Origin of the sequence: Paenibacillus anaericanus (genome assembly GCF_003994475.1) — a bacterium.
GTDB classification, from domain to species: domain Bacteria; phylum Bacillota; class Bacilli; order Paenibacillales; family Paenibacillaceae; genus Fontibacillus; species Fontibacillus anaericanus.
Genome location: NZ_RZNY01000020.1, coordinates 69950 through 92821 on the forward strand (window position 1 = coordinate 69950; position 22872 = coordinate 92821).

Below are 22872 nucleotides of genomic sequence, written 5' to 3' on the forward strand. Positions count from 1 at the left end.
TATGAGCAAGTATCATGATATGGCAGTCAAAATATTAGAGGCTGTCGGTGGTAGTTCAAATGTATCCTCATATACCAATTGCATGACTCGTCTTCGCATCACTGTTGTTGACCGCAGTCGTATTGAAGAAGCGAAATTGAAGAAAATTGAAGGTGTTCTAGGTGTAGTTGACGATGAGACGTATCAAGTCATCCTTGGACCAGGAATCGTGACCAAAGTAGCCGAACAGTTCGGCAAATTGCTAGAGGGGAATCCCGTAGAGGGAGGAAGTTCATCTTCGGCAGAGCATTTACAAGCAAAGGGCGCACAAATGAAAGCGCAATTAAAGAAAAAGAATAATACACCATTTAAAAACTTTTTGCGACAAATAGGAAATATATTTATACCGTTAATTCCTGCATTTGTTGGAGCGGGTTTAATTGCGGGTATTGGCTCGATTCTAACAAATAATATTACAGCAGGAAATTTAGATGCATCGACTTGGCAGCAATATGTAACTATATTAAACGTTATTAAAAATGCAATTTTCAGTTACCTAGTCATTTATGTCGGTATTAATGCAGCCAAAGAATTTGGTGCCACTCCTGCTCTTGGTGGAGTTATCGGCGGTGTAACGATTTTAACAGGTGTTACAGCTGATCTTCCGATTCTTAATATATTTACGGGTGCTCCTTTAACGGCAGGGCAAGGCGGGGTTATTGGTGTTCTTATCGCAGTATGGATTCTATCGGTCGTTGAAAAAAAATTGCGTAAATTTATTCCCGATGCTGTCGATATTATCGTTACACCTACAATTGCATTATTGGTTGTGGGACTGATCACCATTTTCTTCATTATGCCATTTGCCGGATTTATTTCTGGGAATTTGATTGGAGCTATCAACTGGACGCTAGAACGTGGTGGTGCGTTCTCAGGTTTTGTATTAGGCATATCGTTCTTACCACTTGTTATGTTAGGACTACATCAGGTGTTGACGCCTATTCATATTGAGATGATCAATAGTTCAGGTATGACACAATTACTTCCGATTCTTGCTATGGCTGGTGCGGGTCAAGTAGGGGCCTCCATTGCACTGTGGATTCGTTGTAAAAAGAACAAATCATTAAGAAATATGATCAAAGGTGCTCTTCCTGTCGGTATATTGGGTATTGGAGAGCCATTGATTTACGGGGTAACCTTACCGCTAGGGCGTCCGTTTATTACAGCTTGTATCGGTGGAGGTATTGGTGGAGCGGTCATTGGTTTATTTGGCAATGTTGGAGCGATTGCAATTGGACCGTCTGGAGTCGCATTAATTCCATTAATCGCGAATGGATTATGGTTGAAATATGTAATAGGCTTAGTTGCAGCTTATGCTGGTGGATTTCTCGCCACTTATTTATTCGGTGTACCAAAAGAGGCAATGGCAGAACAGGATTAACTTATTGGGAATACTGAGGTGATTCGATTGTTGGGAATTTCAATATTTTTAGCGGATAGGACATTAGAAGAGAATATAAGTTATATGAAAGAAATGAAGGAGGCTGGTTGTACAGAAATATTTACATCACTTCATATGCCAGAGGATGATATAGAAGTATTGAAAGAGAACTTACTGGAAATTGCAAGCGCTGCCAAACAGTTAGGGATGGGGTTGGTGGCTGATATTTCTGGGAAAGCATTGAAGGAAATTTCATTTTCCTATTTATTGGCATCCGTCGTAACCGGCTTGCGAATGGATTTTGGGTTTAGCGCTCATGAAATTGCTGACTATTCCCAAAAAATGAAAATAGCCTTGAACGCGAGCACATTAACACCGGAATTCTTAGCTACACTAAAAGATCATGAGATTTGTCTTGAAAATATTGAAGCTTGGCATAATTATTATCCTCGTCCAGAAACAGGTCTTGATAAAGAATCGTTTATGGAGAAAAACAAATGGTTACAGGCCGAAGGCATTACGACAATGGCATTTATTCCTGGAGACGGAATGAAGAGAAAACCATTATTTGAAAGTTTGCCAACATTAGAGAAGCATCGGCATCAGTCTTCTTTTCTAGCTTACTTGGAATTAGAAAAAAGTTGTGCTGTGGACAAAATCTTCGTTGGAGATTTAACGCTTTCGGAATGGTCTCATCATCAATTTCAAATGTATGCAGAAGGAATTATTCCTTTAAGAGTAACCAAGGAACTACCTTATGCACTATGGGATATCGTTCATCAGAATCGCCTAGATGCTGCTCGAGATGTCGTTCGCTCAGAAAATGCACGTACAGATGAGGCGCGTTTTGTAACAGAAGGCAAAATTGCGCCTATGAATACGATCAACCGACCTAAAGGAACCATTACTGTCGATAATTATCTGTATGGTCGCTATGAACGTGAGTTGCAGATCACCTTGAAGGATTTGCCGGCTCATGAGGGGGTTAATGTGATCGGTTATGTTATAGAAGAGGATATCCCCCTCTTGGATTATGTTAGAAAAGGAGGAAGTCGGTATTCCTTTACAGCTACTTCTTAATGATAAATTTTGTTACAATGGAAGGAATTGATAAGTAGAGGAGATAAGGACTTTGGTAGTAGGAAGTATGATATCTCAAATTGAATTAGTGTTAAATGAATTGCCAGAATCAGAAAAAAAAGTAGCGGAATATATTCTTGCAAATGCTAAAGAAGTCATGTTTATGACGATACATGAATTGGCTAAAAATGCGGAAGCAAGTAGTGCAGCAGTTGTTCGTTTCTGCCGTTCTTTAGGAATAGAGGGTTTTCCTGCTCTGAAAATTCGGTTATCGGCAGAAGTAGAGAACACGCAGTATGTTGGTTACTTTGATGTTGAATCGAACGAGTCCGTGCATTCTATAATTGATAAGACATTATCGAATACAATACTGACCTTCCAGAATACAGCTAGTCAACTGGATACACAATCTATTGAGCAGGCTGTGGAAATGTTACAACAGGCAGAAGTTATTTATGTTTACGGGATAGGAGCTTCTTTTATTATTGCAGAAGATGCAGCGCAAAAATGGCTTCGGCTTGGGAAAAATGTCTACGCTATTTCGGATCGTCATTTATTAGCGGCGGCAATGGCTACGAAATCACAGAATGCTGTCTTTTGGGGAATTTCTTATAGCGGAGAAACACAAGAAGTTATTCAATTAGTCAAACGAGCTAAGGAACAAGGGATAAAAACAATTAGCCTCACTCGTCCAGGAAATAACAAGCTTTCTCAGCTTGCGGATGTTTCCTTATTTACAGCACGTGCGCCGGAAGCCAAGCTTCGTAGTGCCGCAACAAGCTCTAGATTTGCTCAATTATTTGTGCTCGATATTGTCTTTTGCACATATGCTTCTGCTCAGTATGATTTTACTGTGGAGCAGTTAGCGAAGTCGAGACAAATGATTGAAGTACTGTATGATTAATAATTGAAAGTAACGTTACGTTTTGGAGGATGCTATCATCACCATTAAAGGAGGATTTCCTGAACTGGAGATCATGAGGGAGAAATCCTCCTTAGAAGGTGAACGCTTCGCTTGTCCACATTCCTCCAAAACTCCACTGTTGTATTCGTTCTTGTTAACCTCTGATTAAGTTCATATCCATCGACTTACCATCCTTTTTCTAAAAGCCACTACTAGGTTGTTCCTATCTTTTTTCTAACTAATTTCGCGATGCATTTGTATACTTTTGAAATTTATCGTTTCGATAAGTTTATTTTGCTACGGAAAAATTCGAATATCGATAAACTGGAGGTCTTGCTATCCGCTCTAACTTTTATAAATGACATGGGGGTGTCCGGTTGTGTTGCAACCAGAAGTAAGACGTGAACTTATTGCTATAGTCGGTGAGTCTTATATGAAAGATGATATGCAATCACTGGTTACGCATTCGTATGATGGTACGCCAATGCTTCAATCGCTCCCTGACGCAGTTATTTATCCGTACAATACGCAGCAAGTATCTGAAGTGATGAAGGTGCTTAACCGCCAGCGTATACCTGTTATTGGCCGGGGTTCGGGTACAAATCTGTGTGGCGGAACCGTTCCCATTCAGGGGGGAGTCGTTATGGTGATGCATCGGATGAATCAGATTCTCGAAGTAGATCTGGAGAATTTAACAGCCTTGGTGCAGCCCGGGCTCAATACGAAGCATTTCACGACGCATGTTGAACAACTAGGGCTCTTCTATCCACCCGATCCGAGCAGTATGTCGATTTCGACTATTGGTGGCAATATTGCTGAATGCTCTGGTGGCTTGCGTGGACTCAAATATGGGACAACGAAGGATTATGTTATTGGCTTAGAGGCTGTTCTGGCGAATGGAGATATCATCCGCACAGGCGGCAAACTCATGAAGGATGTAGCTGGCTATGATCTGACAAAGTTGCTTGTAGGATCGGAGGGAACGCTGGCCATTATTACGGAGGCGACGCTTAAGCTAGTTCCTCCACCAAAATATAAAAAAACAATGCTGGCGATGTATAAAGATTTAAACGGTGCTGCCCGGACGGTATCAAAGATTATCGAGAACTTGATCATTCCCGCTACATTAGAGATTCTGGATAACTCGACGATCCGTGTCGTTGACGCTTTTGCTAATCTTGGCTTGCCACTCCATATGGAAGCGATTCTACTGATTGAGCAGGACGGCGATATGGAATCAGTAGAGCGGGATATTGCGAGTATTACAGCGATTTGTAATAGTGAACAGGCGGAGCAGATTAGCGTTGCTGAAAGTGCAGAGGAAGCAGAGAGGCTGCTTACAGCTCGTCGCAGTGCATTCACAGCGTTAGCACGGCTTAGGCCAACGACGATTTTGGAGGATGCAACGGTGCCACGTTCAAAAATCGCGGATATGATCATGGAGATTAATCGAATTGCGGCAAAGCATCAGGTTCAGATTTGTACGTTTGGCCATGCTGGAGATGGAAATCTGCATCCGACAGCTTTGACAGATGCGCGCAATGCCGATGAGATTCATCGGGTTGAAGCAGCTTTCGAGGAAATATTTGAGGCGGCGATTTCTCTTGGCGGTACGATTACTGGTGAACATGGGGTCGGTATGGTGAAGGCACCATTTCTGGAATGGAAGATTGGTAAGAGCGGAATAGAGGTTATGAAAGCAATCAAACAGTCATTTGATCCGTTCAATATTTTGAATCCGGGCAAAGTTTTTGCTAAGGAATCACGGAAACGAGTGGTGATTGATCGTGGATAAGACAAGCGAGAATATTAGGTTAAGTTCATTGACAGAGAAGCTGCGATTACGTTTGGACGAAGATCAACTTACGAACTGTATGCGATGCGGATTTTGTCTCCCGGCTTGTCCTACCTTTGCTGAGACTGGAATCGAAGCAGAATCTCCGCGCGGAAGAATTGCCTTGATGAAAGCGGTCAAGGACGGTATTATGGCACCAGATGTGGAGTTTGAGGAACAGATGAATCACTGTCTGGGCTGTCGAGCCTGCGAACCGGCCTGTCCTGCGGATGTCAAATATGGGCAGTTAATTGAGCAGACTCGGGATGCTATTGAGGATCATACTGAAACTCACCGAGGATGGGTGAAATTAGTGAGACGTACAGCTTTTCAAACGATATTTCCGAATCAGAAACGGGTGAGATGGATTGGCAAAGGGCTGCGATTTTATCAGACTTCGGGTATGCGTAAGTTAGCTCGGAAAACAGGTGCGATGAAGATGTTTCCCAAGCATCTGCGAGAGATGGAGCAGATCCTCCCTGAAGTTGCATTACACGGAGTGGTCGAACAGATTGGCATACGTCATCCGGCCAAGGGTGATACAATCGCTACTGTAGCGTTGTTCCGGGGCTGTTTGATGGATGTGTTGTTCGCGGACACAAACATTCACACTGTGGATCTACTAACAGAAGCAGGTTTCGAGGTTGTTATTCCAGAGCAGCAAAATTGCTGTGGTGCCATGCATGCACATAGTGGAGAAGTTGAGGGAGCTAGATCGTTAGCACGTAGTAACATCCGTGTCTTCAAAGCTGCTGGTGTAGACTATATTGTGTCGAATGCAGGTGGGTGCGGAGCTTTGCTCTTGGAATATGATCATTTACTTCATAAGGACGCGCAGTGGAAGGATGATGCGAAATGGTTTGCTGAGCGCGTAATTGACGTCAGCGACTTACTGGTTCGGTTTGGTAGATTACTGGTTTTCCCTGAGTGCAAGGAGAATCAGTCTATTCGCATCACATATCAAGATTCTTGTCATTTGCGTAATGTGATGCGCGCCTCGGATGCCCCTCGTCGTTTGATGCGGCAAGTTAATGGCGTAGAGTTTGTGGAGATGAAGGAGGCAGATCGTTGTTGTGGGTCTGCGGGAACATATACTTTAACGCAACCGGCCATGTCCGGACAGATTCTCGATCATAAAATGCAGCATGCTCGAGCAACTGATGCGCAGTATTTACTGACGAGTAATCCCGGATGTTTGCTCCAGATGATGCATGGCATTAACCAGCATGGTCTGAATGGGCAAATGAAGGCAGTTCATATTGTAGATTTCCTTCATGAACGAATGTGTGAAGCGGATGAATAGAGACCTTATGCGAAACGTCTTTCATAATTAGGGACATGCTACATTGAACATCTTTGCATACTACTGTAGTTTTTTTGTGAAAAATAATATACAATAAAAGTAAAATTCACATCATATATGAGAAACTTTCGTTGCCGCCCCGGATTCGGGGCGGTGATTCCGTTTAAAATAGCATTAAGAGTGGAGATACTAATGAGAAGAATATATTTGGACCATGCAGCTTCGACACCTATTCATCCAGAGGTTGCTGAAACAATGCTGTCCGTCATGCAGGGACACTTTGGTAATGCATCAAGTGTTCATAGTTTCGGTAGAGATGCCAAGAGGTTGGTCAATGGAGCGCGTGATGATATCGCAACAGCTTTAGATTGTCGTGCTGAGGAGCTTGTCTTTACGAGTGGCGGGACGGAAAGTGATAATTTAGCGTTGTTTGGTACGGCTGCGGCGAGGGCTGATCGTGGAAGACATATTATTACGACAGCGATTGAGCATCATGCTGTACTACATTCATGTCATAGGCTAGAGAAACAAGGGTATGAAGTGACATACTTACCCGTTGATAGATATGGAATGGTTCACCCCGAACAGGTCCAGGATGCCATTCGTCAAGACACAATCTTAGTTAGCGTTATGTACGGGAATAATGAAGTAGGAACGATTCAGCCTATTGAAGAGATTGGATCGATTACCCGTGAGCGGGATATTATTTTCCATGTGGATTCCGTGCAGGCATTAGGTGCAGTTCCTATTTCGTGCCGAGACCTTCCGGTTGATTTAATGAGTTTTTCCGGTCATAAAATCAACGGTCCTCAGGGAATTGGTGCATTATATATCCGCAAAGACCTGAATATTGAGCCCACTCAATATGGCGGGTTGCAGGAAAGGAAACGCCGTGCGGGAACAGAGAATATGGCGGGGATCGCAGGATTTGCTAAGGCGGTAGAACTGGCTGTATCTCAATTACCTGAAAGAAAGCAACATGATGAGCATTTACGTAGTTCCCTTCTGAACTTCTTAGAGAAGAGTGTAGGCAGTGGATGTTTTCACATCAACGGAGGATCATCCAAGCAACTCACTCATATCGTGAATATAAGTTTTCCTGAATGTGATACGGAAACGATGCTTATGAATTTGGATATGGAAGGAATAGCAGTAGCTAGTGGGTCAGCATGTACTTCAGGATCCCTTGAACCCTCGTATGTGCTGGAAGCCATGAATTTGCCACAGAATATTTTACGATCAGCGGTTCGATTTAGTTTTGGTTTGGGTAATACTATTGAAGAAATAGAGTATACTGCTCAAAAAGTTGGAACCATCCTAGACCGAATTCGTAAAAATAGGTAGATGGGTGTTTTTTTGACTTTTATTACTTGGAAGGGAGGATGCATGTTTCTTTTTTTACAATAAGTAAGTATGAACCCACGAGCTACGAGGAGTGACCCTCTTTTATGAGACTACAGGAGATGATTGGTTTAGCCGTATATGATGTAGAAGGCGGTAAACAAGTCGGGAAAGTCCTCGATATTATGCTAGATGATAATTGGACCATAACGGGGATTTTATTGGTAGGAAAGCATATGTTCTCCACCGGTAAAAAAGCTGTACTCTGGGACGATATTGTCGCTTACGGCGAAGATGCCGTAATGATTCGCAATCAACAGGCTGTCCATAAACAGGAAGCCGAGAATATACAACAAACGTTCTTAACTGGTAATGGAAAATTAAAGGAAGTTTCCGTTCTTACTGGGGACGGCACCATGATAGGACATGTTACAGATGTTTATTTTAACCATGAGTTGGGCAATACAATTACAGGGATTGAAATCAGCGATGGTTTTTTCTCTGATGTGATGGAAGGACGCAAAATGTTGCCTTACACACCGGGTATGACAAAAGGGGAGAATGTAATCATGGTACCCCCGCTCAGTGAGCAACTGCTAGAGAACCCCATGAATTCTGTTAATGGATAGGTGATAAATGAATGATGAAATGTCCAAATTGTAGTTCCAAGGATATTGGTAAAATCGGTTCCCATCAGTTTTATTGTTGGGGATGTTTTATCGAATTGACTGTAAATGGTGAGAAGATGTCCGTCTATCAAGTCGAAGAAGACGGAACACTTAGTTCCTTGGATGATTTATTTTTTGGCGAGGAAATCCCACAAGACTTCCCGCAAATTCATGCTTCTTCATAAGTTGCGGCCTAATACATAGGTCGATATGAGCCCTTTTTCCCCTTGTGGAAGAGGGGCTTGTTTTATACTTTAGATGTATCATCGAAATGCTGTCCTCTCTATCAGACTTTATTATTTGTTGTAAGCTTTTATTCTTGATTTTTTGGATTTATTACATAGTGTGATTTGATATGAGAAAACCTCCAGACCGATTATAGGGATCTGGAGGTTTTTAGTTTTGAATCAGATATTTGTTTAGATTAGTCTAGCTGAATCCAACGTGTAGCCCAATCCTGAATGTTGTTCATGGAAGACGACAGAGCGTAACCCTTTTCTGTTAAGGAATATTCAATTCGGACAGGCTTATCAGGATATACCGTTCTCGTGAGAAGACCTTCTTCTTCAAGTTCCCTTAAGCGATCAGAAAGAACCTTTCCACTTAGATTGGGCAAAGAATTTTCGATATCTACAAATCGTTGAGGGCCTTGCAATAAAGTATAGACGATTAATGTAGTCCAACGCTTGCTTAGTATTTCAATTGCTTTCTCAAACCTTGGACATAATTGTGTAAGTTCCATGTTCATCACCTCTTTGATTCTATTATATTATCACTTACTAAAATAAACAAGGTAACATTTAAATTATTTCTTTCTTGACGTAACAAAGTTTATTAAATATACTTAGTTACATAAAGTAATTGAATTGTGATTCGAACATATAAATATAAATTTCTAACCTGCGAGATATCGGGACTTAGCATGGAGGAAAATAAAATGAAACAAGTGATGGAAAGTGATATTTGTATTGTTGGTGGCGGTCCAGCGGGATCATTGTTAGCTTGTTTATTGGTTCAATCGGGGGCTTCTGTCATTCTCTTGGAGAAACAATCGGTCATAGGAAGTGCATTTCGGGGTGAAATATTAAATGATGTGGGTGAACAACTTCTGAGAAGAAGAGAACTACTTCAGAAGATTCCTGTTCATTCAAGACTCTCGCTTGAAGAAGTTCAGTATTGGTTCGATAAACAGATTGTAAACAACATTGTTCCTGACCAACCTGGTGGCAATGTAGGCATTCATATTCCGCAAAGAGATATGCTGACGGTTCTAATAGAGGAAGCGAAAGCTTATCCACATTTTACTTACTTATCAGGAATAACAATAACAGCACTTATGCAAAATCAGCAGGGTCAATTTAACGGAATTATGGCTAAGGGTAAGGATGGTCAAATCGTTGAGATACACAGCTCTGTTGTGGTTGGGGCAGATGGAAGATATTCAACTGTACGAAAACTTGCAGACATTCCATTGAATAAGAACGGACTTGGATATGATTTGCTCTGGGCACGAATTCCTGCACCGGAAGGTTGGAGACCGGTAATTCGATCAACCATTGTGGATGATCAACAACTTCATCTATTTACTCAGGCAGGTGGTTTCATTCAAATTGGTTGGAACATTCCCAAAGGCACTTATACAGAACTTAGGAAGGATAAATTTGAGCCTTTTGTTGAGAGGTTGATTCGTTCTTTTCCGGATTTAGCGGAGCAGGTTCAAGAGCATATTGTCTCGTGGGAAGACTTTGTCTTACTAGATATTTTTGGAGGAACAACGCCAACATGGGCCAAATCGGGGTTGGTGCTAATAGGGGATGCTGTGCATACCATGACGCCAACTGGAGCATTTGGGTTAAATGAAGCCTTACTTGATGCTGATATATTGTGTGATGAATTGCTTAATGCATTAAAGGATAATGATTTTAGCGAAGACCGTTTGAGAGGATTTGAGGCTGGGCGTCGCTTAGCCACGGATCAACGAATGCAAGAACAATTACAGATGGAAGCTGAATATAGGGACAAATTCATCCCTTCAACTGCAAGTTGAATTTTTATAGAACAAGGTAGCTCATGGACTAATTCATGGATAATATATAAATAAGGACGTGTTATGATGTTAAATTCAAAAGTAGCCTCACTATTAAAAGATAAAGTAAATACAATTTCTGGTGATCATCAAAACACAATATTAGTTGGTCCAATCAGACTACCTGTTAATTTAGATGGAAAGACCGTGGTATTTCAATGGTATAACTGGCTGTCAGTAGAGGATAAAGATATAACACTTGAAGAATTAATCAAGAAGTTACCCTCCATGGAACTGGCGGCTGGTCAACAATCCAGTGTTTTAGTATATGGGGATTTTGAACATGCTACTGATGCTATTATTCGTATGCATAGCATTTGTCATACAGGAGATATTTTTGGGAGTAAACGTTGTGATTGTGGGTATCAATTGCATCAATCCATGAAGATGATTGTGGAAAATGGAAGTGGTGCTTTGTTCTACCTTGCAGATCATGAGGGTCGAGGAATAGGCTTGTTTAGTAAATCGATGGCTTATTTATTGCAGGAACAAGGAATGGATACAGTTGAAGCGAATCTGGCACTTGGTTACGCTGATGATACTCGTAATTATGATGAAGCGATCTCTGTGCTCGGATTCCTTAGAGAGCTTCCTGTCAAATTAATTACAAACAACCCTAAGAAACTAAATGCATTAAAAGCAGCAGGAATGAATGTAACGGGTCGTGTACCATTGTGGGGAGATGTATCGGAGTTTAACGCGAAATATTTACAGACTAAGGTCGCTCGTTCGGGACACTTTGCCCAGCCGGAGGGAATGTTGAATGAATATGCATGAGTTATATATGAAACTAGCCTTGGAGAATGCTAAGGGAACAAAAGGGCAGACAACACCAAATCCACAAGTAGGATCAGTCATTGTAAATGATGGGAGAATCGTGGGTATTGGCGCTCATCTTAAACCTGGTGAACCACATGCTGAAATTCATGCATTACGCATGGCAGGTGAGCAAGCGAAAGGAGCAACCATTTATGTGACTCTAGAGCCTTGCTCGCATCATGGACGGACGGGGCCTTGTGCTGAAGCGATTGTAGCAGCAGGAATCAAGAAAGTGGTTATAGCTGCGATGGACCCCAACCCGCTTGTAGCAGGTCGTGGAGTCAAAATTCTTCAGGATGCCGGGATTGAGGTAATTCAAGGAATTTGTGAAGCAGAATCAGTGAAGATGAATGAAGTCTTTAATCATTACATTGTGAATAAACGTCCTTTTGTTACCCTTAAATCGGCGACTACTTTAGATGGTAAGATCGCGACCCACGAGGCACATAGCAAGTGGATCACCTCTGAGCAGGCAAGGGAGGATGTACATCGGATTCGCCATGAGAGCGCCGCTATTCTGGTTGGTGTGGGTACGGTTATTCATGATGACCCCCAGTTGAACACGAGACTTCCAGAAGGACGTAATCCTGTGCGGGTGGTTGTGGATAGCCATTTACGTATTCCATTAAATGCGCGTGTATTAACGGATGGCCAAGCCCCAACCTGGATTTTTACTGGAAGCGAGACCAATGAGAAGAAGAGACAAGAAATTGAGGACATGGGAGCCAAGGTGTTTGCTACGGATGGTCAGCGAGTTAATTTAGAGCAGATGCTTGATATTCTAGGACGGCATGAACTATCTTCATTACTGGTTGAAGGTGGTGGGGAGGTTAATGCTTCATTCGTATCACAGGGACTAGCTAATAAGCTGGTATTATATCTAGCACCTAAATTAGTAGGTGGTAAAGAAGCACCAACATTTCTAGAAGGACTAGGGGCTGTCACGATGGATGCTGCTACACAACTAAGTGATTTGACTGTAGAGCAGATCGGCCCAGATTTAAAACTCACAGCTTATTTCCCAAAAAGTATGAAATAAAAAATCTTTCGCACCCTATTTCAAAATATTTTTATCCCTCTTGGTACATACTTATACCACCTATTAGGAGGGATACCGTGTGGAACCAATCTATAAAAACAAGCTGTTCCGCTATGGAGTTTGGACACTGTTAGGATTAGTCATTCTTTTTTTTGTTTGGCAGCTTCGCCCGATGATTGGACTGGTTTATGAGTTTTTGAAGGCTATCTTTGCTCCATTCATCATCGCGATGATCATCTCTTATGTGCTGAATCCGGTCGTTCGCATGCTCGGGGGACGTAAAGTGCCGCGTACGATTGCTGTTTTGCTTATTTATGCGGTTTTTCTAGTTAGTTTGTCAGTCATTCTGATGAATGTGATTCCTATGTTTGTAGAACAACTTGAAGAACTTGGAGAACATTTACCTGAGTTGACACTACATACCCAGCAAATGATGAATCGTATGGACAACAGTATACTTCCAGGGAGCATTCGGATGGGGATGAACAATTGGTTTTTCCAATTTGAACAACGTCTTGCGGGTGGGATATCAGACTTTCTTGATAATATAGGTACAACCATTGGACTTGTATTCAATGCTTTTATCGTTCCATTCTTAATTTTCTATATGCTCAAAGATTTTGAGGCATTCGAGCGTATCATGCTTCAATATTTGCCACGTACACATCGTAAATCCATTGTGACTTTACTGAAGGAAATAGATGAAGCACTAGGGAACTACGTAAGAGGTCAGCTCCTTGTTTGTGTGATCATCGGAGTGCTTGCTTACATTGGGTATATGATTGTAGGCATGCAATTTGCATTATTACTGGCTGGGTTTGTTGCGGTATGTAACATCATTCCATATGTGGGACCTTTTCTCGGGGCAGCCCCTGGGTTGGTCATGGCGTCTACGATTTCTTGGAAAATGGTGCTACTGGTTGCTCTAGTAAATACGATTTGCCAACTTGTGGAGAGTAACATCATTTCCCCACAGGTAGTAGGTAAAAGCCTTCATCTTCACCCGATGCTCATTATTTTTGCACTACTTGTTGGTGGGGAAGTCGCCGGTATTCCAGGGCTCATTCTGGCTGTTCCTGTTTTTGCTGTTGGCAAAGTAGTCATCCAGCATTTCTATGCGTACTATGTTCGTCGGAAAACGGTGTAGGACCGCATTGACAGCGGGAAACGTGCCTTATATACTTAAATTAATTTGTCTATAGTTGTAAATCGGTGATGAAATGAAGTACGTCCAAGTTTGATTTTCCCAGAGAAGGGTTCCTTTGCGAACGGATATGCTGGCTTTACAGCATTCTAACCGTGTTTGCGATGGCTGAAAGAACCCGATAATCGACCGGATGGAAAGCTGATTTCGGAGTGTGAGTTCAAATTCACCGGATGGTTCCCGTTATCGAACCGAACAAGGCGATCGTCACTCTAGTTCTCTTGAATGTAGAGTTACGATAACCAGGGTGGTACCGCGAGTTAATCGTCCCTGTGATCAGGGGCGTTTTTTCTATTTTTCGGCATATTTTTCCAGAGGTTGTTATATCAAGGAGTATATCGGACTCTTTAAAACCTGCAATTACTCTCTTAAAATGCCGAATCAATTTTACAAAAACCTAGGGGGAACTAATATGAAATCAAGTGAAATACGCTCTAAATGGCTACAGTTCTTTGCCAGCAAAGGACATAAAATCGAACCAAGTGCTTCGCTCGTCCCACATAACGATCCCTCCCTATTGTGGATCAATGCCGGAATGGCACCGTTAAAAGCTTATTTTGATGGCCGAGTGAAACCTGATAACCCACGGCTAACCAACTCACAGAAATGTATCCGTACGAATGACATCGAGAACGTGGGAAAAACGCGCCGTCATCATACTTTCTTTGAAATGCTGGGGAACTTTTCTATCGGCGATTATTTCAAGGAAGATGCGATTACATGGGCGTGGGAATTCCTTACTTCACCTGAATGGATTGGTTTTGATCCTGAGCGTCTATCGGTAACGGTATATCCGGAGGATGAAGAGGCGTACAAGCTGTGGAATGAGAAGATCGGCTTACCAGCTGAACGGATCGTGAAGCTTGAGGAAAACTTCTGGGATATCGGTGAAGGACCATGTGGACCTTGTACGGAAATATTCTATGACCGTGGTGAAGCCTATGGTGATCTTTCGGATCCAGAATGTTATACAGGTGGAGAGAATGAGCGTTTCTTAGAAATATGGAACGTAGTATTTTCTCAATTCAATCATAATAAGGACGGCAGTTTCACTCCGCTCCCAAGCAAGAATATTGATACGGGTGCAGGGCTAGAACGTTTTGCATCGATTCTACAAGACGTGAACTCAAACTTCGATACAGATTTGTTCCAACCGATTATTGCTAAAACTGCTCAAATAGCTGGCTTGAAGTATGGATCGAGTGAAGAGATTGACGTAGCACTGAAAGTGATCGCTGACCATACCCGGACCGTGGCTTTTGCCGTTGCTGATGGTGTATTGCCTTCAAATGAGGGACGCGGATATGTTATTCGTAGACTACTTCGCCGTGCCGTACGCTATGGTAAGGTTCTTGGTCTAAGCAAACCTTTCATGTATGGTTTAGTTGAGACTGTTGGTGAAATTATGGGTAGCTTTTACACCGACATTGTTACAAAACGTGAATTTATCGAGAAGGTTATTCATACCGAAGAGGAACGCTTCCACGAAACGCTCAGCGATGGATTGGCTATTCTAGCTCAAATCAGTGAAGAAGCAAAAGCTGAAGGTCGTTCTATGCTTACTGGTGCTGAAACATTCAAACTGTATGATACTTATGGATTCCCACTAGATTTGAGTGAAGACTTCGCTATAGAGCATGGTTTGACTGTAGATCGTGAGGGTTTTGAAGCCGCAATGGAAGAACAACGTGCCCGTGCCCGTGCTGCTGGTCATAAGGGAGCAAGCATGGCTGTACAAGGTGGCGTTCTATCTGACTTCACGACTAAAACAGAATTCATTGGATATAATGAGCTTGATGTAACAACAAAAATTGTGGCAATTGTGGTGGATGATACCTTCAAGGATGTATTATCCGCTGGAGAAACAGGACAAGTTATACTTGAGGCTACTCCGTTCTATGCAGAAAGTGGCGGCCAAGTTAGTGATCAAGGGACCCTTGTTGGTGAATTGGGGAATGCAGAAGTAAGCGGTATGTTTAAAGCTCCACATGGTCAGCATGTTCACCAGGTCACAGTAATATCAGGAGAACTTCAGGTAGGTGCGAACGTAACAGCTCAGGTTAATCGTGAGCTTCGTGGGGGAATCATAAAGAACCACACAGCTACGCACTTGCTTCATAAAGCACTAAAGGAAACATTAGGCGGACATGTAAATCAGGCCGGTTCCTTGGTTGATCCGCAGCGTCTTCGATTTGACTTCTCCCACCTGGGCAGTATTTCTGCTGAAGAACTTACGGAGATCGAACGCCGGGTGAATGAGCAAATTTGGAAGGCACTGAATGTTGTCATTGAACTGAAGCCTATTGATGAGGCGAAGGCTATGGGTGCAATGGCATTGTTCGGAGAGAAGTACGGTGATGTCGTTCGCGTTGTTCAAGTAGGTGACTATAGTCTAGAGTTATGTGGTGGATGTCACGTAAGCAATACGTCTGAGATTGGTTTATTCAAATTGATCAGTGAGAGTGGAATAGGGTCGGGCGTTCGTCGGATCGAGGCAGTAACGGGCCATGGGGCATATCTATATATGGATGGCCAACTAGACACACTCAAACAGTCTGCAGCATTGCTAAAGACTAATGTGAATGATGTGCCAAAACGAATTGAAGCTCTATATCAGCAGTTAAAGGACTTAGGGAGAGAGAATGAGTCCCTACAAAGTAAGCTTAGCGTAATTGAAGCTGGTGAATTAACTAGCCAAGTAGTCAATCTGGGTGATACTAAGTTACTTGCAGCGCGCGTTCAAGCAGGTAGTATGGATGCCCTTCGTGGTTTAGCTGACGAACTGAAGCTTAAACTCCCAGACGTGGTGTTGGTACTTGGAGCAACGGCAGAGGATAAAGTTAACTTTGTAGTTGTTGTGCCTCAAGAGGAAGTAAAACGTGGTCTACATGCCGGTAAATTAGTTAAAGAAGTAGCAACTGTTTGCGGCGGTGGAGGCGGTGGACGTCCAGATATGGCTCAAGCCGGTGGTAAGGATGCTAGCAAGCTAGATGAAGCCCTTAAGGTAGCTGGACAATGGATTATTTCACAAGTTTGATTTATTTGATTCCATATTTAGGGGCATAAAACAGCTGAAAATTTCCTTATGCAACTCTAGATATGATATAGTATGAATAGGTTAAGAGGAAATTAACTGCGACCTAGAAGGTGTATGTCTCAAGAAGCGAGGTGTCATCATGGACTCTATGGATAAGACGGTCAAGTTTAACGTCAAAGGTGATGAACAGGAAGCGTCAGCGCAGGAAATTCTTCTTACGGTATATGGGGCACTACAGGAGAAAGACTACCATCCCGTTAACCAGATTGTCGGTTATTTATTGTCAGGAGACCCGGCATATATTCCGCGTCATAACAACGCGCGAAGTCTGGTCCGCAAGAAAGAGCGTGACGAACTGATCGAAGAACTGGTTAGATTTTATATGGCCGGCCACCGTTAGGAGAACAGCATGAAATTAATGGGTTTGGATTATGGGGACCGTAGAATTGGTGTTGCCGTCAGCGATGATCTGGGTTGGACTGCCCAAGGTGTTGAGGTTATTGATCGCCAGAGGGAAAGTTCTGAACTACAGCGTATTGCGAAGCTTGTGGAACAATACGCAGTTGAGGAAATCGTTGTTGGATTACCCAAGAATATGAACGGCACCATCGGACCCCGCGGGGAAATATGTATGGTCTTTGCAGAGGAGTTGCGGGCGGAACTGAATTTACCCGTTCACCTGTGGGACGAACGACTGACAACGGTATCTGCTCAGCGTACACTGATCGAGGCTGATGTTAGTCGGAAGAAGCGTAAAGGGGTCGTGGATAAAGTCGCCGCGGTCTTGATATTACAAAATTATATGGACTCTAAGAGTAAAAAGTGAGGGTGATCGCACATGTCTAATGATCGTATCGGCAATGAAGAAGAACCGGAAATTATTTATATCCCTGATGATGAGGGCAATGAAGAAGAATTCGAAGTTATTATGAAATTCGAAGTTGACGGTTCGGACGCCAAGTATATGATGGTCGTTCCTATTGAATCTGATGAGGAAGATGAAGAGAGCGAAGAGGTCTATGCGTTCCGTTACGAGGAAGATGGCGATGATCTAAAGTTGTACACGATCGAAAGTGATGAAGAATGGTCGATCGTTGAAGAGACGTTCAACACTTTGATTGATGAGTTCGACGGGGTGGAAGATCATGACTGATTTCTCGGCAGACAAAGTAGTTTGGTCTTCACGGGTACATGATACTTTTGGTCCTGTTGTGGAACTTTCAGATGAGCAGGGACAAATTTCGTATTATACGATTGAGAAGGAATTTGATGTGGCAGGGAATTCCTACGCCGTTCTTATTTCGGAAACCCGCTCTGATGTTCAAGGTCCTGAGATCTTCAGAATTATAACCACGGTAGAGGGAACTCTAGAATTGGTTACGATTGATGATGATGAGGAATGGGAGAACGTTTCTGAACTGTATGACGAGTTAACTTTTCCAGAGTAATTTCGGAATTCTCGCGGAGTATTATAGATTGGTCTGAGGGGGGCGGGACAACCGCCCCTTTTGGCTGCAAAGGGGTTGAAATGTTGAAGAGGATATGGAAATGGCTGATGATAATCGTAATTGCTATTATTGTGGCTGTTGGTGCTGCAGGAGCTTATATCTATAATGAAATGCAACCAGTGAAGTCATCAGAGCAAGTTGTAAAGTTTACAATTGAACCTGGAGTTGGAACCAGTGGCATAGCTGATATTCTGGAGGACCAAGGACTGATTAAGAATTCTTTCCTGTTCGTATCCTATTTGAAGTTGAAATCCGAAGGAACCCGATTTCAAGCGGGAGTATATGAGCTTCAACCAGGCGTAACATACGATGAAATCATTGCGAAGCTTAATAGTGGAGACGTTGTAAAAACCGAGATGATCAAGTTTACAATACCTGAAGGGTTTACTGTGACACAAATGGGAGACAAGCTTGCTGAGGAAGGGATTGTCAATAAGGACTCCTTTTTAAAGTTGGCAAAAGATCCTACTGGGTTAAATAATGAGTTGCTGGGTTTAGTCCCTGCTGACTCTAAATTGATGTATCGGCTCGAAGGATATCTGTTCCCTGAGACGTATGAGCTCAAGAAGGGGAGCAGTGAATTAGATATTATACAACGGATGTTGGATGAGATGGAGAAACGACTGGGTCAAATTCCTAATTTCGAGGACAAGTTGAAAGCGCGAGGCCTGACTTTAAACGAACTCATGACGGTAGCATCCCTAGTAGAACGTGAGGTCGTTGTTGATTCCGAACGAAGCATCGTAGCAGGTGTCATTTATAATCGACTAGCCACGGGTAATATGAAATTGGAGATTGATGCTACCGTTCAGTATTTACTCGGGAAACCTAAAGAGCGTTTGATGAACTCTGATCTAAGGAAAGTTGACAGTCCATATAACACTTATTTATATTTAGGACTGCCACCAGGACCGATTGCTGCGCCAAGTCTTAAATCGATTGAGGCATCGCTTGAACCTAAGTCTTCGGAGTATTTATTCTATGTGACGAAGAAAGATGGTAGTGGTGAGCATTTATTTGCCAAGACGTATAAGGAACATCTGAAGAACATCGAGAAAAGCAAGGCTATGGCCAAATAACTGAGGTGGATATATATGGATAATAAGACGGAACTTCTAACACCTGCGGGTTCCTTAACAGAATTACAAATGTATCTCGAAGCTGGTGCTGATGCTGTCCTAATTGGAGAAGAAAAATTCGGCATGAGGCTACCTGGTAATTTCAAGCTAAATGAAATCGCTAAAGCTGTAGAGTTTGCACACGGACGGGGAGCTAAGGTTTATGTAAGCATCAACAACGTGGTAGACAACGAATTACTTAAGGAGCTTCCTGATTACGTGAAGGGACTGGCTGATTGTGGCGTGGACGGTGTCCAGTTTGGTGATCCAGCCGTACTGCAGCTGGTAAGAGAGATTGCTCCACAAATGGCTGCTCACTGGAATGCTGAAATGATGTCAACGAACTATTCAACTGCTAACTATTGGGGAACCAAAGGGGCTTCAAGAGTCGTGCTTGCACGTGAGTTGAACATGGATGAAATTACGGGGATGTCTCCACATCTGCAAGTACAATCTGAGGTGCAAGTACACGGTATGACGAACATTTATCATTCCAAACGCCGTCTTGTACGTAGTTACATGACACATCAAGGCCGTCCGGTTAAGGAAAATGAATCGCTTGGTATAGAGCGAGGTCTATTCCTGATCGAAGCGGAGCGTTTAGATGAGAAATTTCCTATTTATGAGGATAACAACGGGACACATATCATGAGTTCTGACGATATTTGTATTATGGAAGATTTACATTTGCTAATGGAGGCTGGGGTAGACAGTTTTAAAATTGAGACTCTACTCAAGTCACCTGTATATAATGTGGCTGTAATAAAGGCATATCGTAAATCAATCGACACTTATTTTAGTAACCCCGAAGTGTATGAGTTTGATGAGATGTGGCTAGAAGAGGTCCGGCAGATGCAGGATCCGGAACGCGAATTATCTTTTGGATTCTTTTATAAAGAACAAGTCTATTAATTAATGAGGTGAACGAAGATGCAAACAACGGAGAGACATATTCCGAAATACAGCGGAAAACGCCATCGTTTGGCTAAACCGGAATTACTTGCTCCGGCAGGTAACCTTGAAAAGTTAAAATTTGCTGTCCATTACGGGGCAGATGCTGTATATATCGGTGGACAGAAGTACGGCCTTCGTTCTAATGCGGATAATTTCAGCTTTGATGAAATGCGCGAAGGGGTTGAGTTCGCTAAGAAATACGGAGCCAAAGTGTTTGTGGCGACCAATATTTATGCGCATAACGAGGATATTGAGGGTATAGAAGAATATTTGCGGAATTTATACGATGCAGGGATCTCGGCAATTATTGCAGCTGACCCTGTTATTATTGATACAGCACTGCGCACAGTTCCGGGTCTGGAAGTCCACCTTAGCACCCAGCAATCGACGATAAATTGGCAGGCGGTTAAGTTCTGGAAGGAACAAGGGCTCCCACGGGTTGTTTTGGGGCGTGAGACAAGCTTTGAAGAAATTAATGAGATCAAAAAAAATGTAGACATCGAAATCGAAGCATTTATCCATGGTGCGATGTGTTCTTCATATTCTGGACGATGCGTACTTTCAAACCATTTTACTGACCGAGATTCTAATCGGGGAGGCTGTTGCCAGTCATGCCGTTGGAAATATGATCTGTTCGAGGATGGTCGTTCTGAGCCAGAAGGTGATTGGATTTCTGAGGAAGAGGCAGAGGATGCCAAAGCTTCTCGTCGATTCGAGCTTGGCGTAACACAGTTACCGTTGTTTGAAGAGCAAGATAATGCTTTTTCGATGGGGTCTAAGGATTTGTGCATGATAAATCATATTCCTGATTTGATTGATGTTGGCGTGGACAGCTTCAAAATTGAAGGAAGAATGAAATCGATCCATTATGTAGCTACTGTAGTTAACGTTTATCGTAAAGCCATAGATGCTTATATGGCAGATCCAGAAAATTATGTTCTTAAGCCTGAGTGGGTGGAAGAGATTAATAAGGCAGCCAATCGTCCGCTTAATACCGGATTTTTCTATGATACGCCTGATCATGAAGATCATATTTATGAACCGGAAGAAAAAGCAGCACCATACGATTTCGCGGGACTTGTACTGGAATATGATGAAGTTACTGGAATGGCTGTTATTCAGCAACGGAATCACTTTAAACCAGGGCAGGTGGTTGAATTTTTCGGTCCAGGAGATACCCTTTTCAAGCAAACGGTTGATAAGATTTGGGATGAGAAGGGAAATGAATTGGATGCAGCTCGCCATCCGTTGCAACGAATCAAGATGAAGGTTGATCAGCCAGTGTCTTATTTTGATATGATGCGTAAAAGTAATAAAAAATAAGTTTAAAAACTTGGGGGTTTTGGTCTAGGCCGAAAGCCCTTTTTTATTTTTAGTGATTTTTCTTACAATATCTCTAAAAAATCATTCACTATGTAACCGATATGATAGAGGAGACCGTTAATTTTTGTCGAATATTGGTATATAAGACATTGTAAATGCTTAAAATGTGTTAGATGCGAAGCAAGGCCTTCAACCTTATTTTTAAAGGAAGTTTACTACTAAGAGTGGTGGGTGATCGACGTGAAACTGGTTCCTAAGAAGGAGAACCGAACAGCAAAGGACAATGACAACATGCAGGGGGGGAAATCTGCTGACCAAGTGAGAAAGATCGTTCCTGGAGGTTTGAAAGGGAGAATATCATCTTTAAAGGAACACTTACCGAAACAGTTTAATCCATCGAAATCGGTTGGGATACGTTTATTTCTTATTTTCTTCATCGCTATTATGTTCTTTGTTCTTGCAATCGGTATCATTTCTTATCAGATGGCAAAGAACACGATTCAAGACAATGCAGAGCTAGCCAATCAACAAACAATCGTACAAACCTCTCAAAAGTTAGATATTATTCTTCAGAAATATCGGGATAATTTGCAGCAAACATTCCTTGACGAAGAAATGCAGAAAGCAATTACAGATGCTTTACTAAGTGATGTAACTGATTATGATCGTTTTGTTACATCGACGAAGCTACAAACAAGACTGAATACATTCTCACTTACTTCTCCAGGTGTAATTGGAACATATATGATGGGTGAGGAGGATAATTTTGACATTGTAACAACGGGGAATGTGGATCAAAAATTCCTGGATTCAATCAAGGAGCAACCTTGGTACGATACAGTGTCGAAATCTTCTGAAACGTTTTGGACTAATGTAACCGATTACGAAAGCTCGGGTTCAGGTGTATTTAGATTGGTAAGATCGATTCAGAGTGTAAACGGTATGAAACGCTTTATATTGGTTGCTGATATTAGACTAGACATCCTTACGCAATACCTGAATGAATTGGATCTAGGAGAGGGTTCACGTGTTCAGCTATTAACTAATGATAATACTGTCGTGACTTCTTCGGTAGCAGAACAAGAAGGTAAGACCACGGATGTTGATCTCAGCAAAGTTGGTACTGAGCTATTAGGTGGTATACGTACGAAAGACGGAAATAAGCAACCCGTTCTGGCGGTTTATAATACTCAAGCTACTTCAGGATGGAAGCTACTAGGCACCATTCCAACAG

General features: G+C 42.4%; 22 protein-coding genes. 21 read left to right on the forward strand and 1 reads right to left on the reverse strand.

Translation table 11 applies throughout. The features are described from left to right. Window position 1: 1 nt before the first annotated feature. The 8 genes from EJP82_RS20450 to EJP82_RS20485 all read left to right on the forward strand — a co-directional run bounded on the left by EJP82_RS20450 (window position 2) and on the right by EJP82_RS20485 (window position 8735). Window positions 2-1420: a PTS transporter subunit EIIC gene (locus tag EJP82_RS20450; RefSeq protein WP_127193915.1), complete on the forward strand. Its 1419-nt coding sequence runs from the start codon at window positions 2-4 to the stop codon at window positions 1418-1420. Between the two features lie 18 nt (window positions 1421-1438). Continuing rightward, window positions 1439-2500: a DUF871 domain-containing protein gene (locus EJP82_RS20455; RefSeq protein ID WP_281278208.1), complete on the forward strand. Its 1062-nt coding sequence runs from the start codon at window positions 1439-1441 to the stop codon at window positions 2498-2500. Window positions 2501-2567: 67 nt separating this feature from the next. Then, window positions 2568-3404, forward strand: a complete 837-nt coding sequence (locus EJP82_RS20460; protein ID WP_425464358.1) for a MurR/RpiR family transcriptional regulator — start codon at window positions 2568-2570, stop codon at window positions 3402-3404. 358 nt (window positions 3405-3762) lie between these two features. After that, the gene (locus tag EJP82_RS20465; RefSeq protein WP_425464357.1) at window positions 3763-5199 is read left to right on the forward strand and encodes an FAD-binding oxidoreductase; all 1437 of its coding nucleotides are present in this window, start codon (window positions 3763-3765) and stop codon (window positions 5197-5199) included. Beyond that, on the forward strand, window positions 5192-6541 hold the full coding sequence (locus EJP82_RS20470; RefSeq protein WP_342773690.1) for a (Fe-S)-binding protein: 1350 nt from the start codon (window positions 5192-5194) through the stop codon (window positions 6539-6541). The genes EJP82_RS20465 and EJP82_RS20470 overlap by 8 nt, the downstream gene beginning before the upstream one ends. Window positions 6542-6733: 192 nt before the next feature. Beyond that, window positions 6734-7885: a cysteine desulfurase family protein gene (locus tag EJP82_RS20475; RefSeq protein WP_127193918.1), complete on the forward strand. Its 1152-nt coding sequence runs from the start codon at window positions 6734-6736 to the stop codon at window positions 7883-7885. A gap of 104 nt (window positions 7886-7989) precedes the next feature. After that, complete coding sequence (locus tag EJP82_RS20480; protein WP_127193919.1) at window positions 7990-8511, forward strand: PRC-barrel domain-containing protein; 522 nt, start codon at window positions 7990-7992, stop codon at window positions 8509-8511. A gap of 14 nt (window positions 8512-8525) precedes the next feature. Then, window positions 8526-8735 (forward strand): hypothetical protein, encoded by a 210-nt coding sequence (locus EJP82_RS20485; protein WP_211350214.1) that lies wholly within the window; start codon window positions 8526-8528, stop codon window positions 8733-8735. Between the two features lie 239 nt (window positions 8736-8974). Here EJP82_RS20485 and EJP82_RS20490 read toward each other — a convergent pair whose 3' ends face one another. Further along, window positions 8975-9292, reverse strand: coding sequence for a winged helix-turn-helix transcriptional regulator (locus EJP82_RS20490; RefSeq protein WP_127193921.1), 318 nt, complete (start codon window positions 9290-9292; stop codon window positions 8975-8977). Window positions 9293-9487: 195 nt separating this feature from the next. Between EJP82_RS20490 and EJP82_RS20495 the strand changes: the two genes are divergently transcribed. From EJP82_RS20495 to EJP82_RS20555, 13 genes are all read left to right on the forward strand, one after another. Continuing rightward, a complete protein-coding gene (locus EJP82_RS20495) occupies window positions 9488-10597 on the forward strand; it encodes an FAD-dependent monooxygenase (protein ID WP_246054332.1) in 1110 nt (369 codons plus the stop codon). 66 nt (window positions 10598-10663) lie between these two features. Then, window positions 10664-11413, forward strand: coding sequence for a GTP cyclohydrolase II (locus EJP82_RS20500; RefSeq protein WP_127193941.1), 750 nt, complete (start codon window positions 10664-10666; stop codon window positions 11411-11413). Further along, window positions 11400-12494 carry a bifunctional diaminohydroxyphosphoribosylaminopyrimidine deaminase/5-amino-6-(5-phosphoribosylamino)uracil reductase RibD gene (ribD, locus tag EJP82_RS20505; protein ID WP_127193922.1) on the forward strand — a complete coding sequence of 365 codons (1095 nt, stop codon included), beginning with the start codon at window positions 11400-11402 and terminating at the stop codon, window positions 12492-12494. Before EJP82_RS20500 ends, ribD begins: the two co-directional genes overlap by 14 nt. 79 nt (window positions 12495-12573) lie before the next feature. Next, the gene (locus tag EJP82_RS20510) at window positions 12574-13641 is read left to right on the forward strand and encodes an AI-2E family transporter (RefSeq protein WP_127193923.1); all 1068 of its coding nucleotides are present in this window, start codon (window positions 12574-12576) and stop codon (window positions 13639-13641) included. Window positions 13642-14110: 469 nt separating this feature from the next. Continuing rightward, window positions 14111-16735: an alanine--tRNA ligase gene (alaS, locus tag EJP82_RS20515; RefSeq protein WP_127193924.1), complete on the forward strand. Its 2625-nt coding sequence runs from the start codon at window positions 14111-14113 to the stop codon at window positions 16733-16735. 139 nt (window positions 16736-16874) lie between these two features. After that, the gene (locus EJP82_RS20520; RefSeq protein WP_127193925.1) at window positions 16875-17135 is read left to right on the forward strand and encodes an IreB family regulatory phosphoprotein; all 261 of its coding nucleotides are present in this window, start codon (window positions 16875-16877) and stop codon (window positions 17133-17135) included. Between the two features lie 9 nt (window positions 17136-17144). Further along, window positions 17145-17561, forward strand: coding sequence for a Holliday junction resolvase RuvX (ruvX, locus tag EJP82_RS20525; RefSeq protein ID WP_127193926.1), 417 nt, complete (start codon window positions 17145-17147; stop codon window positions 17559-17561). Window positions 17562-17573: 12 nt separating this feature from the next. Beyond that, window positions 17574-17888 (forward strand): DUF1292 domain-containing protein, encoded by a 315-nt coding sequence (locus EJP82_RS20530; protein WP_127193927.1) that lies wholly within the window; start codon window positions 17574-17576, stop codon window positions 17886-17888. Beyond that, window positions 17881-18183 carry a DUF1292 domain-containing protein gene (locus EJP82_RS20535; protein WP_211350212.1) on the forward strand — a complete coding sequence of 101 codons (303 nt, stop codon included), beginning with the start codon at window positions 17881-17883 and terminating at the stop codon, window positions 18181-18183. Before EJP82_RS20530 ends, EJP82_RS20535 begins: the two co-directional genes overlap by 8 nt. A gap of 80 nt (window positions 18184-18263) precedes the next feature. Further along, window positions 18264-19322: an endolytic transglycosylase MltG gene (mltG, locus tag EJP82_RS20540; protein ID WP_127193928.1), complete on the forward strand. Its 1059-nt coding sequence runs from the start codon at window positions 18264-18266 to the stop codon at window positions 19320-19322. Between the two features lie 15 nt (window positions 19323-19337). Beyond that, window positions 19338-20273: a peptidase U32 family protein gene (locus EJP82_RS20545; RefSeq protein WP_127193929.1), complete on the forward strand. Its 936-nt coding sequence runs from the start codon at window positions 19338-19340 to the stop codon at window positions 20271-20273. A gap of 18 nt (window positions 20274-20291) precedes the next feature. Beyond that, complete coding sequence (locus EJP82_RS20550) at window positions 20292-21638, forward strand: peptidase U32 family protein (protein WP_127193930.1); 1347 nt, start codon at window positions 20292-20294, stop codon at window positions 21636-21638. Between the two features lie 240 nt (window positions 21639-21878). After that, a partial coding sequence (locus EJP82_RS20555) for a cache domain-containing protein (protein ID WP_170220252.1) occupies window positions 21879-22872 on the forward strand: 994 nt, incomplete at its 3' end.

Bases quoted from the DNA above. Each gene is read 5' to 3' on its own strand.
- EJP82_RS20450 (WP_127193915.1), top strand. From the start codon at position 2: ATGAGCAAGTATCATGATATGGCAGTCAAAATATTAGAGGCTGTCGGT.
- EJP82_RS20460 (WP_425464358.1), top strand. From the start codon at position 2,568: ATGATATCTCAAATTGAATTAGTGTTAAATGAATTGCCAGAATCAGAA.
- EJP82_RS20465 (WP_425464357.1), top strand. From the start codon at position 3,763: ATGACATGGGGGTGTCCGGTTGTGTTGCAACCAGAAGTAAGACGTGAA.
- EJP82_RS20475 (WP_127193918.1), top strand. From the start codon at position 6,734: ATGAGAAGAATATATTTGGACCATGCAGCTTCGACACCTATTCATCCA.
- EJP82_RS20480 (WP_127193919.1), top strand. From the start codon at position 7,990: ATGAGACTACAGGAGATGATTGGTTTAGCCGTATATGATGTAGAAGGC.
- EJP82_RS20485 (WP_211350214.1), top strand. From the start codon at position 8,526: ATGAAATGTCCAAATTGTAGTTCCAAGGATATTGGTAAAATCGGTTCC.
- EJP82_RS20490 (WP_127193921.1), bottom strand. From the start codon at position 9,292: ATGGAACTTACACAATTATGTCCAAGGTTTGAGAAAGCAATTGAAATA.
- EJP82_RS20495 (WP_246054332.1), top strand. From the start codon at position 9,488: ATGAAACAAGTGATGGAAAGTGATATTTGTATTGTTGGTGGCGGTCCA.
- EJP82_RS20500 (WP_127193941.1), top strand. From the start codon at position 10,664: ATGTTAAATTCAAAAGTAGCCTCACTATTAAAAGATAAAGTAAATACA.
- ribD (WP_127193922.1), top strand. From the start codon at position 11,400: ATGAATATGCATGAGTTATATATGAAACTAGCCTTGGAGAATGCTAAG.
- alaS (WP_127193924.1), top strand. From the start codon at position 14,111: ATGAAATCAAGTGAAATACGCTCTAAATGGCTACAGTTCTTTGCCAGC.
- EJP82_RS20520 (WP_127193925.1), top strand. From the start codon at position 16,875: ATGGACTCTATGGATAAGACGGTCAAGTTTAACGTCAAAGGTGATGAA.
- ruvX (WP_127193926.1), top strand. From the start codon at position 17,145: ATGAAATTAATGGGTTTGGATTATGGGGACCGTAGAATTGGTGTTGCC.
- EJP82_RS20530 (WP_127193927.1), top strand. From the start codon at position 17,574: ATGTCTAATGATCGTATCGGCAATGAAGAAGAACCGGAAATTATTTAT.
- EJP82_RS20535 (WP_211350212.1), top strand. From the start codon at position 17,881: ATGACTGATTTCTCGGCAGACAAAGTAGTTTGGTCTTCACGGGTACAT.
- mltG (WP_127193928.1), top strand. From the start codon at position 18,264: ATGTTGAAGAGGATATGGAAATGGCTGATGATAATCGTAATTGCTATT.
- EJP82_RS20545 (WP_127193929.1), top strand. From the start codon at position 19,338: ATGGATAATAAGACGGAACTTCTAACACCTGCGGGTTCCTTAACAGAA.
- EJP82_RS20550 (WP_127193930.1), top strand. From the start codon at position 20,292: ATGCAAACAACGGAGAGACATATTCCGAAATACAGCGGAAAACGCCAT.